Origin of the sequence: Actinomadura opuntiae (assembly GCF_030283205.1) — a bacterium.
Classification (GTDB): Bacteria; Actinomycetota; Actinomycetes; order Streptosporangiales; family Streptosporangiaceae; genus Spirillospora.
Map to the genome: position 1 here is coordinate 130,604 of NZ_JASNWF010000020.1, position 12,908 is coordinate 143,511.

Genomic DNA, 12,908 nt, shown 5'->3' on the forward strand with positions numbered 1-12,908 from the left:
AGTACGTATTCTAGTGCGCTCGCCGCCGCCGTCCCGCTGAGCGGGCCCGCCCGCGGGCGGTGGTCAGCGCGGACCGGTGAGTGGGACGCCGGTTGCACCCGACAAGAACGAATTCTAGTGTCGTGCCGCCGACCTCCGCGCCGCGCCACGGCCGCCATCATCGAACGGATCTGAGGACACCTATGACCATCGGGCTGACCGAGGAGCACCGCGACCTGCGGGACGCGGTGCGGGCCTTCACGTCCCGGCAGGTGACGCAGGCGGCCGTCCGCGCCGCGGTCGACGCCGAGGCCGAGAAGGCGCCCGCGTTCTGGGCCGACCTCGCCGCGCAGGGGCTGCTCGGCCTGCACCTGCCGGAGGACGCGGGCGGCGCCGGATACGGGCTGGTCGAGCTGGCCGTCGTGCTGGAGGAGCTGGGCCGCGCGATGACCCCGGGGCCGTTCCTGCCGACCGTGCTGGCGAGCGCGGTGCTGCACCGGGCCGGACACACCGCGCACCTTTCCAGGCTGGCGTCGGGCGCGGTGCTCGGCGCGGTCGGGTTGGAAGCGGGCGGCGTCACGCTGTCGCGCCCCGACGGCGACGCGACGGTGTCGCCCTCCGGCCGGAACGTGACGGTGTCGCGCTCCGGCGGCGATGTCACGCTGACCGGCGTCTCCGCGCCGGTGCTCGGCGGGCAGCTCGCCGACGTGTTCGTCCTGCCGGCCGCCGACGGCGAGGCGACGGCCTGGGCCGTCCTGCCGCGCGACGCCGTCACCGTCGAGGCGCTGCCCAGCCACGACCTCACCCGCCGCCTGGCCAGGGTCAGGTTGGAGAATACAACGGTCCCCGCCGAGTCGGTTGTGAATCTGGACTCACGCGACGTGCGGGACCTCGCCGCGACGCTGTTCGCCGCCGAGTCGTCCGGGCTCGCCGACCGGGCCACCACCACCGCCGCCGAGTACGCCAAGGTCCGCGAGCAGTTCGGCCGCCCGATCGGCCAGTTCCAGGGCGTCAAGCACCGCTGCGCCCGGATGCTCGCGCACGCCGAGCAGGCCCGCGCCTGCGCCTGGGACGCCGCCCGCGCCCAGGACGAGACCGGCACCAGGCCCGGCGAGGCGTCGCTCGCCGCCGCCGTCGCCGGCGCGACCAGCGTCCAGGCCGCCTTCCAGACCGCCAAGGACTGCATCCAGACCCTCGGCGGCATCGGCTTCACCTGGGAGCACGACGCGAGCCTCTACCTGCGCCGCGCCCAGACCCTGCGCGTCCTGCTCGGCTCCACCGCGTCCTGGCGGCGCCGCGTCGCGTCCCTCACCCTCGCCGGCGTCCGCCGCGACCTGGGCGTCGACCTGCCGCCGGAGGCCGAGGCCGTCCGCGCCGGGATCCGCGCCGAACTGGAACCGGCCAAGGCCCTCACCGGCAAGGAGCGCACCGACCACCTCGCCGACCGCGGCTACACCGCCCCGCATCTGCCCGCCCCCTGGGGCAAGGGCGCCGACGCCGTCACCCAGCTCGTCATCTCCGAGGAGATGCGCGCCGCCGGCCTGCGCGTCCACGACATGATCATCGGGAACTGGGTCGTCCCGACGCTGATCGCACACGGTTCGCCCGCCCAGCAGGAGCGGTTCCTGCCCGCCTCGCTGCGCGGCGACGTCCGCTGGTGCCAGCTGTTCTCCGAGCCCGGCGCCGGCTCCGACCTCGCCGCGCTGTCCACCCGCGCCGAGAAGGCCGACGGCGGCTGGACGATCACCGGGCAGAAGGTGTGGACGTCCATGGCCCGCGAGGCCGACTGGGGCATCCTGCTCGCCCGCACCGACCCGTCCGTCCCCAAGCACAAGGGGCTGTCGTACTTCCTGCTCGACATGAGGTCGCCCGGCATCGACGTCCGCCCGCTGCGCGAGCTGACCGGCGACCAGCTGTTCAACGAGGTGTTCCTCGACGGCGTCTTCATCCCCGACGACCTGCTCGTCGCGCGGCCCGGCGACGGCTGGAAGCTCGCCCGCACCACCCTCGCCAACGAGCGCGTCTCGCTGTCCAACGACTCGTCCCTCGGCAGCGGCGGCGAAGCCCTCCTCAAGCTCGCCGCCGGCGGCGCCGACGACGAACGCCTCACCACCCTCGGCGGCATCCTCTGCGACGCCCAGTCCAGCAGCCTGTTCGGGCTGCGCACCACGCTGCGCTCCATCGCCGGCGACCAGCCCGGCGCCGAGTCCAGCATCGGCAAGCTGATCGGCGTCGAGCACCTCCAGCAGGTCTGGGAGACCGCCGTCGACTGGATCGGCCCGGACGCGCTGACCGGCGAGGGGACCGGCAGGGGAGACCCGACCTGGATGTTCCTCAACTCCCGCAACATGTCGATCGCGGGCGGCACCACCGACGTCCAGCTCAACATCATCGGCGAGCGGCTCCTCGGGCTCCCCCGCGACCCACAGCCCGCCGGAACCGCCTGATGCCGATGGAGAGCACCGTCACCCTGGGCCTGCCGAAGCCCTCTTCATAGCCAAACACCCACCCCGCCTCCCGCTGACGAGCCCCGCCTCGCCGCGTGCTCCTTGAGTTAATCTATGTAGATTCAATCTATGTAGATTGGAGCTACCTTGCCGGGGTTCATCGGGCGGGACGTGGAACTCGCGGTCCTGCGCAAGCGGCTGGACCGCGTCGCCAGGAGCGGGGCGGGAGCGGCGCTCGCGCTGCGCGGCCGGCGGCAGGTGGGCAAGTCCCGGCTCGTCCAGGAGTTCTGCGACCGCGCGGGTGTGCCGTACGTGTTCTCCACCGCCACCAAGGGCGCCTCGCCGATCGAGGCGGTGGACGCCTTCCTGCGGGACGTCCGGGAGTCGGCGCTGCCGACGGACCCCGAACTCGTGCCGACGTTGCAGAACGGCAGCTGGCCGGACGCCTTCCGGGTGCTGGCCTCGCTGCTGCCGGACGCGCCGTCCATCCTCGTCCTGGACGAGCTGCCCTGGCTGGCCGAGCAGGACGCGCTGTTCGACGGCGCGCTGCAGACGGCCTGGGACCGGCTCCTGTCGTCCAGGCCGGTGCTGCTCCTGCTGCTGGGCAGCGACGTGCACATGATGGAACGGCTCACCGCCCACGACCGGCCGTTCTACGGGCGTGCCGACACCATGGTCCTCGGCCCGCTGAACCCGGCGGACCTGAGCGACGCGCTCGGGCTGGGCGCGGCGGACGCCATCGACGCGCACCTGGTGACGGGCGGACTGCCCGGGATCGTCCGCACCTGGCCGCACGGGACGCCCGCGCTGGAGTTCCTCGAGGAGGAGTGTGCCGATCCCGCGGCGGCGCTGTTCGGCGTCCCGGAGGCGTCGATGCTCGCCGAGTTCCCCAACCCCGACGTCGCCCGCCGTGTGATCGAGGCGGTGGGGTTCGGCGACCGCACGCACGCCAACATCGCCGCGTCCGCGGGCAGCCGCGCCGGCGCCGTCCCGTCGGGGACGCTCTCGCCCCTGCTGCGGCGCCTCATCGAGGAGAAGCGGGTCATCGCGGTGGACGAGCCGCTGTCGACGCGTCCCGGCAAGCCCGCCCTCTACCGCATCGCCGACAGCAACCTGCGCCTGTATCTGGCCGCGCTGCGGGCGGCGCACGAGCAGGCGCGGCGGGGCCGCCCGGAGGCGGGCTTCCGGATCGTCCGGCGGCGCTGGACCTCGTGGCGCGGGCGCGCCGTCGAGCCGCTGGTGAGGGAGGCCCTCGAACGCGCGGACCTGCCCTGGCCGGAGGTGGAGGCGGTCGGCGGATGGTGGAACCGGCGGTTCGATCCCGAGGTCGACCTGGTCGGGGCCGACCGCGCGCCCGTCGCGGGCCGCATCGGGTTCGCCGGGGCGGTCAAGTGGCTCGGCAGCCCCTTCGACGAGCACGACCTGGCAGGTCTACGGCGCGCGGCCGTCCAGGTCCCGGGGTTCGATCCGGCCGCGACCGGGCTCGTAGTGGTGTCGTTGTCCGGCATCCGGGCGCGCGACGGCGTCGACCTCGTCTGGACGCCGGAGGACGTGGTGGCCGCCTGGCGCTCCTGATCCCGGATCAGTCGAGGGCGGCCTCGACCTCGCGGCGGATGACCTTGCCGGTGGCGTTGCGGGGGAGGGGGGCGGTGGTGATCTTCCAGCGGGAGGGGACCTTGAAGTAGGCGAGGCGGTCGCGGGCGAAGGCGGCCAGGTCGGCCTCGGTGGCGGGGGCGGCGCCGAAGACGACGACGGCGAGGGCCTCCTGGCCGAGGTCGGGGTGCGGGACGCCGAGGACGATGCACTCGCGGACGCCCGGGTACTCGGCGAGGACGTTCTCGATCTCGGCCGGGTAGACGTTCTCGCCGCCGCGGATGATCAGGTCGGAGCGGCGGGCGGTGAGGCGGAGGCGGCCCTGCTCGACCATGCCGATGTCGCCGGTGTGCAGCCACCGGCCGGCGCGGATCGCGCGGGCGGTGGCGTCGTCGTCGCGCCAGTAGCCGAGCATGTTGTAGGCGCTGCGGACGCAGACCTCGCCCTCCTCGCCCTCGGGCAGCGGCTTGCCGTCGGGGTCGCGGATCTCCAGCGCGACGCCGGCGACGGGGCGGCCGAGCGTGCCCGGGGATTCGGCGAGGTCCATGGGGGACGCGACGGCGACGCCGGTGCAGGTCTCGGTGAGGCCGTAGCTGTCGACGAGGGCGTTCGCGGCCGGCGGGAACGCGGCGCGCAGCCTCTCCTTGAACGCGGGCGAGGACGGTGCCGAGGCCAAGGCGAAGGCGGTGAGCGAGGACGTGTCGTAACGGGACAGATCGCCGTGCTCGATCATCCGGTTCGCCATCGTGGGGACGGCGCCCCAGTTCGTCACGCGCTCCTTCTCGATCAGCCGCAGGACCCTGTCGACGTCGAACGCGCCCTCGTGCATGACGACGGCGGTGCCGGTGGCGAGCCGGGGGACGGCGAGGTTGTGCAGGCTGGCGATGTGGAACAGCGGGAGGGCGAGCAGGTAGCGGCGGGTCGCGGGGTCGGTGGGGTCGCCGAACGCCCGCATCAGCGCGTCGTTCAGCCGGTGGTACTCGATCACCGAGGTCAGGTTGCGGTGCGAGTGCACCGCGCCCTTCGGGCGGCCTGACGTGCCGCTGGTGTAGAGGATGACCGCCGGGTCGTCCTCGGCGACGTCCGGGAGGTCGAGGGCGGCGGACGGGTACCGGGCGGCGAGCGCGGGGACGTCCTCCTCCATCGTCAGGACGCGGGTGCCGGCGGGCATCTGCGCCGCGCGCTTGGCGTCCGCGACGACGATCGAAGGCTCGGTGTGGCCGAGGGCGTACTCGATCTCGCGGGGCGCCCACCAGGCGTTGTAGCCGACGGCGATGGCGCCCGCGGCGATCGCGCCCCAGAACGCCACGATCCATTCCGGGCTGTTGGCGGCGTCGATGGCGATGCGGTCGCCGGGCCGCACGCCGTGCTCGTCGCGCAGCGCCTTCGCCAGCGACGCGGCCTGGGCGGCGTGCTCGGCGAAGCTCAGCCGGCGGTCCGCGGTGACGATGTAGTCGCGGTCGCCGTGCACGGCGGACCGGGCGAGCACCTCACCGAGGCTGCGGGCCCGTCCGGCGAACACCGGGAGCCGGGTGCCGAGCACCTCCTCCTCGCGCAGTTCGAACTCGCCGCCGGGGCCGGTCAGCCGCTGCATGATCTCCATCGCCGTCGTGGCCATCGAGCCTCCTCCTCGCGTGGCCGAAGGCTCTCACCCCGGCCGCGCGGACCAGCAGGTCTTTCCACTGAGCGAGACCGGGCCGCAGGGTGCCCGTCGCGTTGGGAGCGTTCCGGTGAGCGGGACTTCGGCGATCGCGTGGGCCGCGTCACCTCACCATGACCGCACCAGGACGCAAGCAGGGGGGACGGGCATGGGAAGCCTCGACGGCAAGGTCGCGATCGTCACCGGTGCGGGCCAGGGCGTCGGCCAGGGCATCGCGCTGGCGCTGGCGTCGGAGGGCGCGGCGATCGCCGTGCTCGGCCGGACGGCGGCGAAGCTGGAGACGACGTGCGGCCTGGTCCGCGAGCGCGGCGCGGACGCCGAGCCGTTCGCCTGCGACGTGGCCGACACCGACGCGATCCCCGGTGTGGTGGACGCGGTCGCCGGACGTTTCGGGGGTGTCGACATCCTCGTCAACAACGCCTACTCGGGCGGGTTCGGGCCGCTGCTGGAGATGAGCGACGAGAAGTTCCAGCGGGGCTTCCGGACCGGCCCGTTCGCGGCGTTCGCGTTCATGAAGGCGTGCCACCCGCACATGAAGGCGCGCGGCGGCGGCAACATCATCAACCTCGTCACCTCGGCGATGGTGCGCTGGGATCCGACGACGTACGGCGCGTACGCGGCGGCCAAGCAAGCGCTGCGGTCGCTGACCCGGACGGCCGCCGCCGAGTGGGGACCGGACGGTATCCGCGCCAACTCCATCGCCCCGCATGCCCTCTCACCTGGTCTGAAGCGGTGGACCGAGGCGTTCCCGGAGGCCGCGGAGGAGTTCCGCAAGACCATCCCGCTCGGCTACATCGGCGACTGCGAGGAAGACATCGGCAACGCCGTCGTCGCCCTCGTCCAGCCGGCCCTGCGCTACCTGACCGGCGCGACGGTGCCGCTGGACGGCGGCCAAGCCCATTTCGGCTGACACGGCGCCCATGCCGACCGGATCGCGGCGGCGCTCGAGAGCCGCTGACGCGGCCATCGCTCCCAGTCAGCGGGATGCCCGGAACGTCCGGGCATCCCGCTGATTAACGTCGAGTGGCCACCCACCTCGGGCCCGCGCCGACCCGCAAGACTCACCCAGGGAAGTCGATGACCAAGGAAACCCCCGATGTGCTCTCCCCGGCGAGACTGGGCCCGATCACGCTGCGCAACCGGATCGTCAAGGCGGCCACCTACGAGGGGCTGACCAGGGACGGCCAGGTCACCGACGCGCTGATCGACTTCCACGTCCGGCATGCGCGCGGCGGCGTGGGGATGACGACCGTCGCGTACTGCGCGGTCGCGCCGGAGGGGCGCACCGACCGGCGGCAGATCCACTGGCGGGACGAGGCGCTGCCGGGCCTGCGCAAGCTGACCGACGCCGTGCACGCCGAGGGGGCCGCGGCCCAGGCGCAGATCGGGCACGCCGGCCCGGTCGCCAACCCCAAGAGCAACAGGCTCCCGGCGCTCGCGCCGAGCCGCCACTTCCACCTGACGACGCAGACGGTCGCGCGGGCCGCCACGCACGCGGACATCAGGCGGATCGTCGACGCGCACGCCCACGCGGGCAGGATGGCGATCGAGGCCGGGTTCGACTCGATCGAGATCCACATGGGGCACAACTACCTGACCAGCTCGTTCCTCAGCCCCAAGATCAACCACCGCAAGGACGAGTACGGCGGCTCGCTGGAGAACCGCGCCCGGCTGGCCCGCGACATCGGCCGCGCCGTCCGCGACGCCGTCGGCGACCGCATCGCGATCACCGCGAAGCTGAACATGGACGACGGCGTGCCCGGCGGCTTCTGGATCGACGAGGCGATCCAGGTCGCGCGGTGGCTGGAGGCGGACGGCTCGGTCGACGCCCTCCAGATGACCGCCGGCAGCTCGCTGCTGAACCCGATGTACCTGTTCAAGGGCGACGCGCCGCTGCACGAGTTCGCCGCCGTGATGAAGCAGCCGACCAAGCTCGGGATCAAGCTGATCGGCAGGCACTTCCTGAAGTCCTACCCGTACCAGGACCTCTACCTGCTGAGGGACGCCCGGCAGATCCGCGCCGCGGTGAAGCTGCCGATGATCCTGCTCGGCGGCGTCACCGACCGGGCCGGGATGGACACCGCGATGGCGGAGGGCTTCCCGTTCGTCGCGATGGCCCGCGCGCTGCTGCGCGAGCCCGACCTGATCAACCGGATCAAGGACGAGCCCGCCACCCGATCGCTGTGCATCCACTGCAACAAGTGCATGACGGCGATCTACGGCGGCACCCACTGCGTCCTGTCCACCGAGCCTGCCTGGGGAAGCGCGAGTGCGTGACGAGACGATCGCGGACCTGCTCCTGGAGAAGCTCGGCGACGAGCGGCCCGGGCTGCGCAGCCGCGAGCGGACGTGGACGTGGGACGAGGTCGTCCGGGACAGCGCGGCGCGCGCGTCGCTGGCCCGCGGGCTGCGCCGGGACGGACCGTTCCACATCGGCGTGCTGCTCGACAACGTGCCCGAGTACGTCCTGTGGCTGGGCGCGGCGGCGCTGAGCGGCGCGACGATCGTCGGGATCAACCCGACCCGCACCGGCGCGTACCTGGAGCAGGAGGTCCGGCACACCGACCTCCAGCTCCTGATCACGGACGCGGCGGGCGCGAAGCTGCTGGACGGCCTGGACGTCGGCGTCCCGCGCGACCGCTTCCTGCTGATCGACGACCCCGGCTACGCGCCGCTGGTCGAGCGGCACGCCTGCGAGCCCGAGCGCGACCCGGCGATCACGCCGAAGACGCAGATGCTGCTGCTGTTCACCTCCGGCACGACCGGCGCGTCGAAGGCGACGCGCTGCTCGCAGGGGCGGCTCGCCGAGCTGGGCCGCAACAACAGCGCCAAGTACGACGTCAAGCGCGACGACATCAGCTACTGCCCGATGCCGCTGTTCCACGGCAACGCGCTGATGGCGCTGTGGGCGCCGTCGCTGGCCGCGGGCGCGTGCGTGGTGCTGGCGCCGAAGTTCTCCGCGTCCGGGTTCCTGCCGGACGTCCGCTTCTACGGCGCGACGTTCTTCACCTACGTCGGCAAGGCGATCGGCTACATCCTCACGACGCCCGAGCGGCCCGACGACGCCGACAACACCCTCACGCACGGGTTCGGCACCGAGGCGTCCCCGGAGGACAAGGCCGAGTTCCTGCGCCGCTTCGGCGCGCGGCTCGTCGAGGGGTACGGGTCCAGCGAGGGCGCCGGGATGATCAAGCGGGTGCCGGACGCGCCGCCGACCGCGTTCGGCGTCCCGATGCACGGCGGCGTCCGCATCGTGAACCCGGAGACCCGCGAGACCTGCGCCCGCGCCGTCCTGGACGAGCACGGCCGCGTCACCAACCCCGAGGAGGCGGTCGGCGAGATCGTCGACGTCGACGGCGCCGGGAAGTTCGAGGGCTACTACAAGAACCCGGAGGCGGACGCCGAGCGCGTCCGGCACGGCTGGTACTGGACGGGCGACCTCGGCTACATCGACGAGGCCGGGTTCCTGTACTTCGCGGGACGGTCCGGCGACTGGATCCGCGTCGACTCCGAGAACATCTCCGCGCTGGTCACCCAGACCGTCGTCCGCCGCCACCCCAAGATCGTGGACGCGGTCGCGTTCGGCGTCCCCGACCCGCGCTCGGGCGACCAGGTGATGGCCGCGATCGAGCTCCCGGCCGGCGTGGAGTTCGCGGACCTGGATTTCGCCGGGTTCCTCGCCGCCCAGGACGACCTCGGCACCAAGGGCGCGCCGCGGTTCGTCCGCGTCTCGCACGCGCTGCCGACCACCGGCTCCGGCAAGCTCAGCAAGAAGCAGCTCCAGCTCGAAGGCTGGCGCACCGAGGACCCCGTGTACCGGTGGGCGGGCCGCGGTGCGCCACAGTACGAGCCCATGACCGAGGCGGACAAGGCGGCGCTCCGCGAGGAGTTCACCGCCAGCGGCCGCGAACGCTTCCTCCCCTGACCCGCACTTCGGGCGACCCCGATCCGACGACCACGAGAGGGCTTACATGGATCTGCGTGAGTCCGCGGCGCACCAGGAACTGCGCGCGGAACTGAGGGCGTACTTCGCGCGCCTGCTGCCCCCGGACGTCCGCCGCCGGGCCGGCGAGGAGGGCGTCGGCGGCGGCACGTTCCGCGAGATCGTGAAGATGCTCGGGAAGGACGGCTGGCTCGGCTACGGCTGGCCCACCGAGTACGGCGGGCAGGGCAGGTCGATCGCCGAGCAGTACGTGTTCTTCGACGAGGTGCAGCGCGCGGGCCTGCCGTTCCCGTTCGTCACCGTGAACACGGTCGGCCCGACGCTGATGCGGTACGGGACCGAGGAGCAGAAGAAGAAGTTCCTGCCCGGCATCCTCGCCGGCGACATCGTGTTCGCGATCGGCTACTCCGAGCCGGACGCGGGCACCGACCTGGCGTCGCTGCGCACCCGGGCCGTCCTGGACGGCGACCACTACGTCATCGACGGCAACAAGGTCTTCACCAGCGGCGCCAACACCGCCGACCACATCTGGCTCGCCGCCCGCACGAACCCGGACGCGCCCAAGCACAAGGGCATCTCGATCCTCATCGTCCCGACCAGCGCGGACGGGTTCTCCTGGAGCCCGATCCAGACCGTCGGCGGGATGGTCGTCACGGCGACGTACTACAACGGCATCCGCATCCCGGCGTCGGACGTCGTCGGGGAGGTCGACGGCGGCTGGAAGCTGATCACCACGCAGCTCAACCACGAGCGGATCGGGCTCGCCGCGCTCGGCGGCCGGATGATCCGGCTGTGGGAGGACGTGCGGGACTGGGCCCGCGAGAACGGCGTCATCGACCTGCCGTGGGTCCGCGCCGATCTCGCCCGCACCTACGCGCGTCTCGAGGCGATGCGGCTGATGAACTGGAAGATGACGATGGCCGTCGAGGCGGGCGAGCTGACCGGCGCGCAGGCCGGCGCCGCGAAGTCCTACGGCACCGAGACGCACATCTTCGTGCAGCGGACGCTGACCGGGATCCTCGGCGCGGCGGGCCGGATCCGCCCCGAGTCGCCGGGCGCGGTGCTGTACGGGCAGATCGAGCAGCTGTCGCGGCAGGGCATCGTGAACACGTTCGGCGGCGGCGTCAACGAGGTGCTGCGCGACATGGTCGCCGTCCAGGGGCTCGGGCTGCCGAGGTCGAGGCGGTCATGAGCGGGGGCGCGGTCATGAGCGGGGACGCGGCCATGAGCGGGGACGCGGCCATGAACGAGGATTACGAGGCCCGCCTGCAGGCGTGGGTCGGGCGGGAGCTGGTCGCGCGGCGTCCCGGCCAGGACCCGGTGAACGTCCCGATGATCCGGCACTGGGTCGAGGCGATGGAGGACCCGAACCCCGTCTACCTGGACGAGGACGCGGCGAAGGCGACGGGACGCGACGGCGTCGTGGCGCCCGCGTCGATGATCCAGGCGTGGACGATGCGGGGCTACGCCGCGACCGTCCACCCCTCCGGCGACTCCGGCGAGCCGAGCGGGTTCGACGCGCTGGTGGCGCTGCTCGCCGAGGGCGGTTACACCTCCGTGGTCGCGACCGACTCGGAGCTGGAGTTCGAGCGCGAGCTCGTCCCGGGCGACCACGTCTCGGTCGAGGAGCACGTCGAGTCGATCTCCCCGGAGAAGAAGACCGGCCTCGGTGCCGGACGGTTCGTCAGCACGGTGAAGACGTACCGGGACGCGTCCGGCGCGGTCGTCGCGACGCAGCGGTGGCGGACGCTCCGGTTCCGCCCCGCCGACAAGGCGGCGCCCGCGGAGGAGAAGCCGAAGGCGCTGCGGCCGCGGCCCGCGATCAACCCGGACAACGCGTTCTGGTTCGAGGCGGCCCGCGAGCACCGGCTCGTCATCCAGCGGTGCGCCGACTGCAAGGCGCTGCGGCACCCGCCCGGCCCGTGCTGCCCGCAGTGCGGCTCGTTCGCCTGGGACACCATCGAGTCGTCCGGCGAAGGCCACGTCTACACCTTCACGGTCAACCACCACCCCAAGCACCCCGCTTTCGACTACCCGCTGGTCGTCGCGGTGATCGAGCTGGCCGAGGGCACCCGGCTGATCGCGAACATGGCGGGCGTCGAGCCAGCGGGCGTCGAGGTCGGCATGCCGGTCGTCCTCGACTGGATCGACCCCGACCCCGACCTCTCGCTGCCGGTGTTCCGCCCGGCCGCACACAAGGAGCGCTGATGGACTTCACCCTGGGCGAGGAGCTGGAAGCGGTCCGGGACCTGGCCCGGCAGATCTTCACCGACCACGCGACGCAGGACCGCGTCCGCGCCGCCGAGCGCTCCGAGGACGGCGTCGACCGGGTGCTCTGGAACGAGCTGGCGTCCGCCGGGCTGCTCGGCGTCGCGCTCCCGGAGGACGCGGGCGGCGCGGGACTCGGGATCGAGGCGCTGTGCGTCCTGCTGGAGGAGCAGGGCCGCGCCGTCGCGCCCGTCCCGCTGTGGCCGTCGCTGACCGCGGCGCTCACCCTGGCCTCGCACAACACCTCCGGCCTGCTGGTGTCGGGGGTCGTGGACGGGACGGCCCGGCTGACGCTCGCGCTGGAGGAGTTCGCGCCCGCCGACCCGGCGCGGCCGCGCTGCGAGGCCGTCCGCGACGGCGACGGCTGGCGGCTGACCGGCACCAAGGCCGCCGTCCCGTTCGCCCGCGGCGCCGACTTCATGCTGGTCGCCGCCCGCACCCCCGCCGGCCCCGGCCTGTTCCTGCTCGGCACCGGCGTCGACGGGACGCGCTGGGAGGACGTCGACACCACCGCGCACGACGGCGCCGCCACCCTCGTCCTCGACGGGGCGCCCGCGCAGCAGCTCCCGGCCGGGTCCCTGGCGACCGCGCTGCGGCTGTCGCGGGTCGCGCTCGCCGCCGTCCAGGTCGGCGTCGCCGAGGGCGCGCTGCGGATCGCCGGCGGGTACCTCGCCGGACGCGAGCAGTTCGGCCGGCCGCTCGCGACGTTCCAGGCCGTCCAGCACCAGCTCGCCGACTGCTACATCGAGATCGACGCGCTGCGCGTGTGCCTGTGGCACGCCGTCTCGCTGATCGCCGCGGGCGAGGACGCCGAGACGGCCGTCCTGGTCGCCAAGTGGTGGTCGGACGAGGGCGGGCTGAACGTCGTGCACCGCGTCCAGCACCTGCACGGCGGCATCGGCGTGGACGTCGACTACCCCGTCCACCGGTACTTCCTGTGGGGCAAGCACATCTCCGGGATGCTCGGCGGCGCGTCCGCCGACCTCGAGACCCTGGGCGCCGCCCTGTGAGCCGCGCC

9 protein-coding genes are annotated in these 12,908 nt (G+C 73.1%); 8 read left to right on the plus strand and 1 reads right to left on the minus strand.

Translation table 11 applies throughout. The features are described from left to right. Positions 1–182: 182 nt before the first annotated feature. Complete coding sequence (locus QP089_RS36345) at positions 183–2,426, plus strand: acyl-CoA dehydrogenase family protein (RefSeq protein WP_285918087.1); 2,244 nt, start codon at positions 183–185, stop codon at positions 2,424–2,426. 147 nt (positions 2,427–2,573) lie between these two features. Continuing rightward, the gene (locus QP089_RS36350; RefSeq protein ID WP_285918089.1) at positions 2,574–4,001 is read left to right on the plus strand and encodes an AAA family ATPase; all 1,428 of its coding nucleotides are present in this window, start codon (positions 2,574–2,576) and stop codon (positions 3,999–4,001) included. A gap of 7 nt (positions 4,002–4,008) precedes the next feature. Here QP089_RS36350 and casG read toward each other — a convergent pair whose 3' ends face one another. Next, positions 4,009–5,637, minus strand: coding sequence for a steroid-24-oyl-CoA synthetase (casG, locus tag QP089_RS36355; protein WP_285918091.1), 1,629 nt, complete (start codon positions 5,635–5,637; stop codon positions 4,009–4,011). 190 nt (positions 5,638–5,827) lie between these two features. On the opposite strand from casG, the gene QP089_RS36360 reads away from it, so the two are divergent. The 6 genes from QP089_RS36360 (at position 5,828) to QP089_RS36385 (ending at position 12,900) form a co-directional block, all read left to right on the plus strand. After that, positions 5,828–6,589 carry an SDR family NAD(P)-dependent oxidoreductase gene (locus tag QP089_RS36360; protein ID WP_285918093.1) on the plus strand — a complete coding sequence of 254 codons (762 nt, stop codon included), beginning with the start codon at positions 5,828–5,830 and terminating at the stop codon, positions 6,587–6,589. 167 nt (positions 6,590–6,756) lie between these two features. After that, positions 6,757–7,956: an NADH:flavin oxidoreductase gene (locus tag QP089_RS36365; RefSeq protein ID WP_285918094.1), complete on the plus strand. Its 1,200-nt coding sequence runs from the start codon at positions 6,757–6,759 to the stop codon at positions 7,954–7,956. Further along, a complete protein-coding gene (gene casI, locus QP089_RS36370) occupies positions 7,949–9,604 on the plus strand; it encodes a steroid-22-oyl-CoA synthetase (RefSeq protein WP_285918095.1) in 1,656 nt (551 codons plus the stop codon). The genes QP089_RS36365 and casI overlap by 8 nt, the downstream gene beginning before the upstream one ends. A gap of 46 nt (positions 9,605–9,650) precedes the next feature. Next, positions 9,651–10,814 (plus strand): acyl-CoA dehydrogenase family protein, encoded by a 1,164-nt coding sequence (locus QP089_RS36375; RefSeq protein ID WP_285918097.1) that lies wholly within the window; start codon positions 9,651–9,653, stop codon positions 10,812–10,814. A 50-nt stretch (positions 10,815–10,864) separates the two neighbouring features. Then, the gene (locus QP089_RS36380; RefSeq protein ID WP_285918099.1) at positions 10,865–11,830 is read left to right on the plus strand and encodes a bifunctional MaoC family dehydratase N-terminal/OB-fold nucleic acid binding domain-containing protein; all 966 of its coding nucleotides are present in this window, start codon (positions 10,865–10,867) and stop codon (positions 11,828–11,830) included. Continuing rightward, positions 11,830–12,900 carry an acyl-CoA dehydrogenase family protein gene (locus QP089_RS36385; protein ID WP_285918101.1) on the plus strand — a complete coding sequence of 357 codons (1,071 nt, stop codon included), beginning with the start codon at positions 11,830–11,832 and terminating at the stop codon, positions 12,898–12,900. The genes QP089_RS36380 and QP089_RS36385 overlap by 1 nt, the downstream gene beginning before the upstream one ends. The last annotated feature ends 8 nt before the right edge of the window (positions 12,901–12,908 follow it).

Coding starts and splice junctions, on each gene's coding strand:
- QP089_RS36385 (WP_285918101.1), top strand. CDS start 11,830: ATGGACTTCACCCTGGGCGAGGAGCTGGAAGCGGTCCGGGACCTGGCC.
- QP089_RS36375 (WP_285918097.1), top strand. CDS start 9,651: ATGGATCTGCGTGAGTCCGCGGCGCACCAGGAACTGCGCGCGGAACTG.
- QP089_RS36360 (WP_285918093.1), top strand. CDS start 5,828: ATGGGAAGCCTCGACGGCAAGGTCGCGATCGTCACCGGTGCGGGCCAG.
- QP089_RS36380 (WP_285918099.1), top strand. CDS start 10,865: ATGAACGAGGATTACGAGGCCCGCCTGCAGGCGTGGGTCGGGCGGGAG.
- QP089_RS36345 (WP_285918087.1), top strand. CDS start 183: ATGACCATCGGGCTGACCGAGGAGCACCGCGACCTGCGGGACGCGGTG.
- QP089_RS36365 (WP_285918094.1), top strand. CDS start 6,757: ATGACCAAGGAAACCCCCGATGTGCTCTCCCCGGCGAGACTGGGCCCG.
- casG (WP_285918091.1), bottom strand. CDS start 5,637: ATGGCCACGACGGCGATGGAGATCATGCAGCGGCTGACCGGCCCCGGC.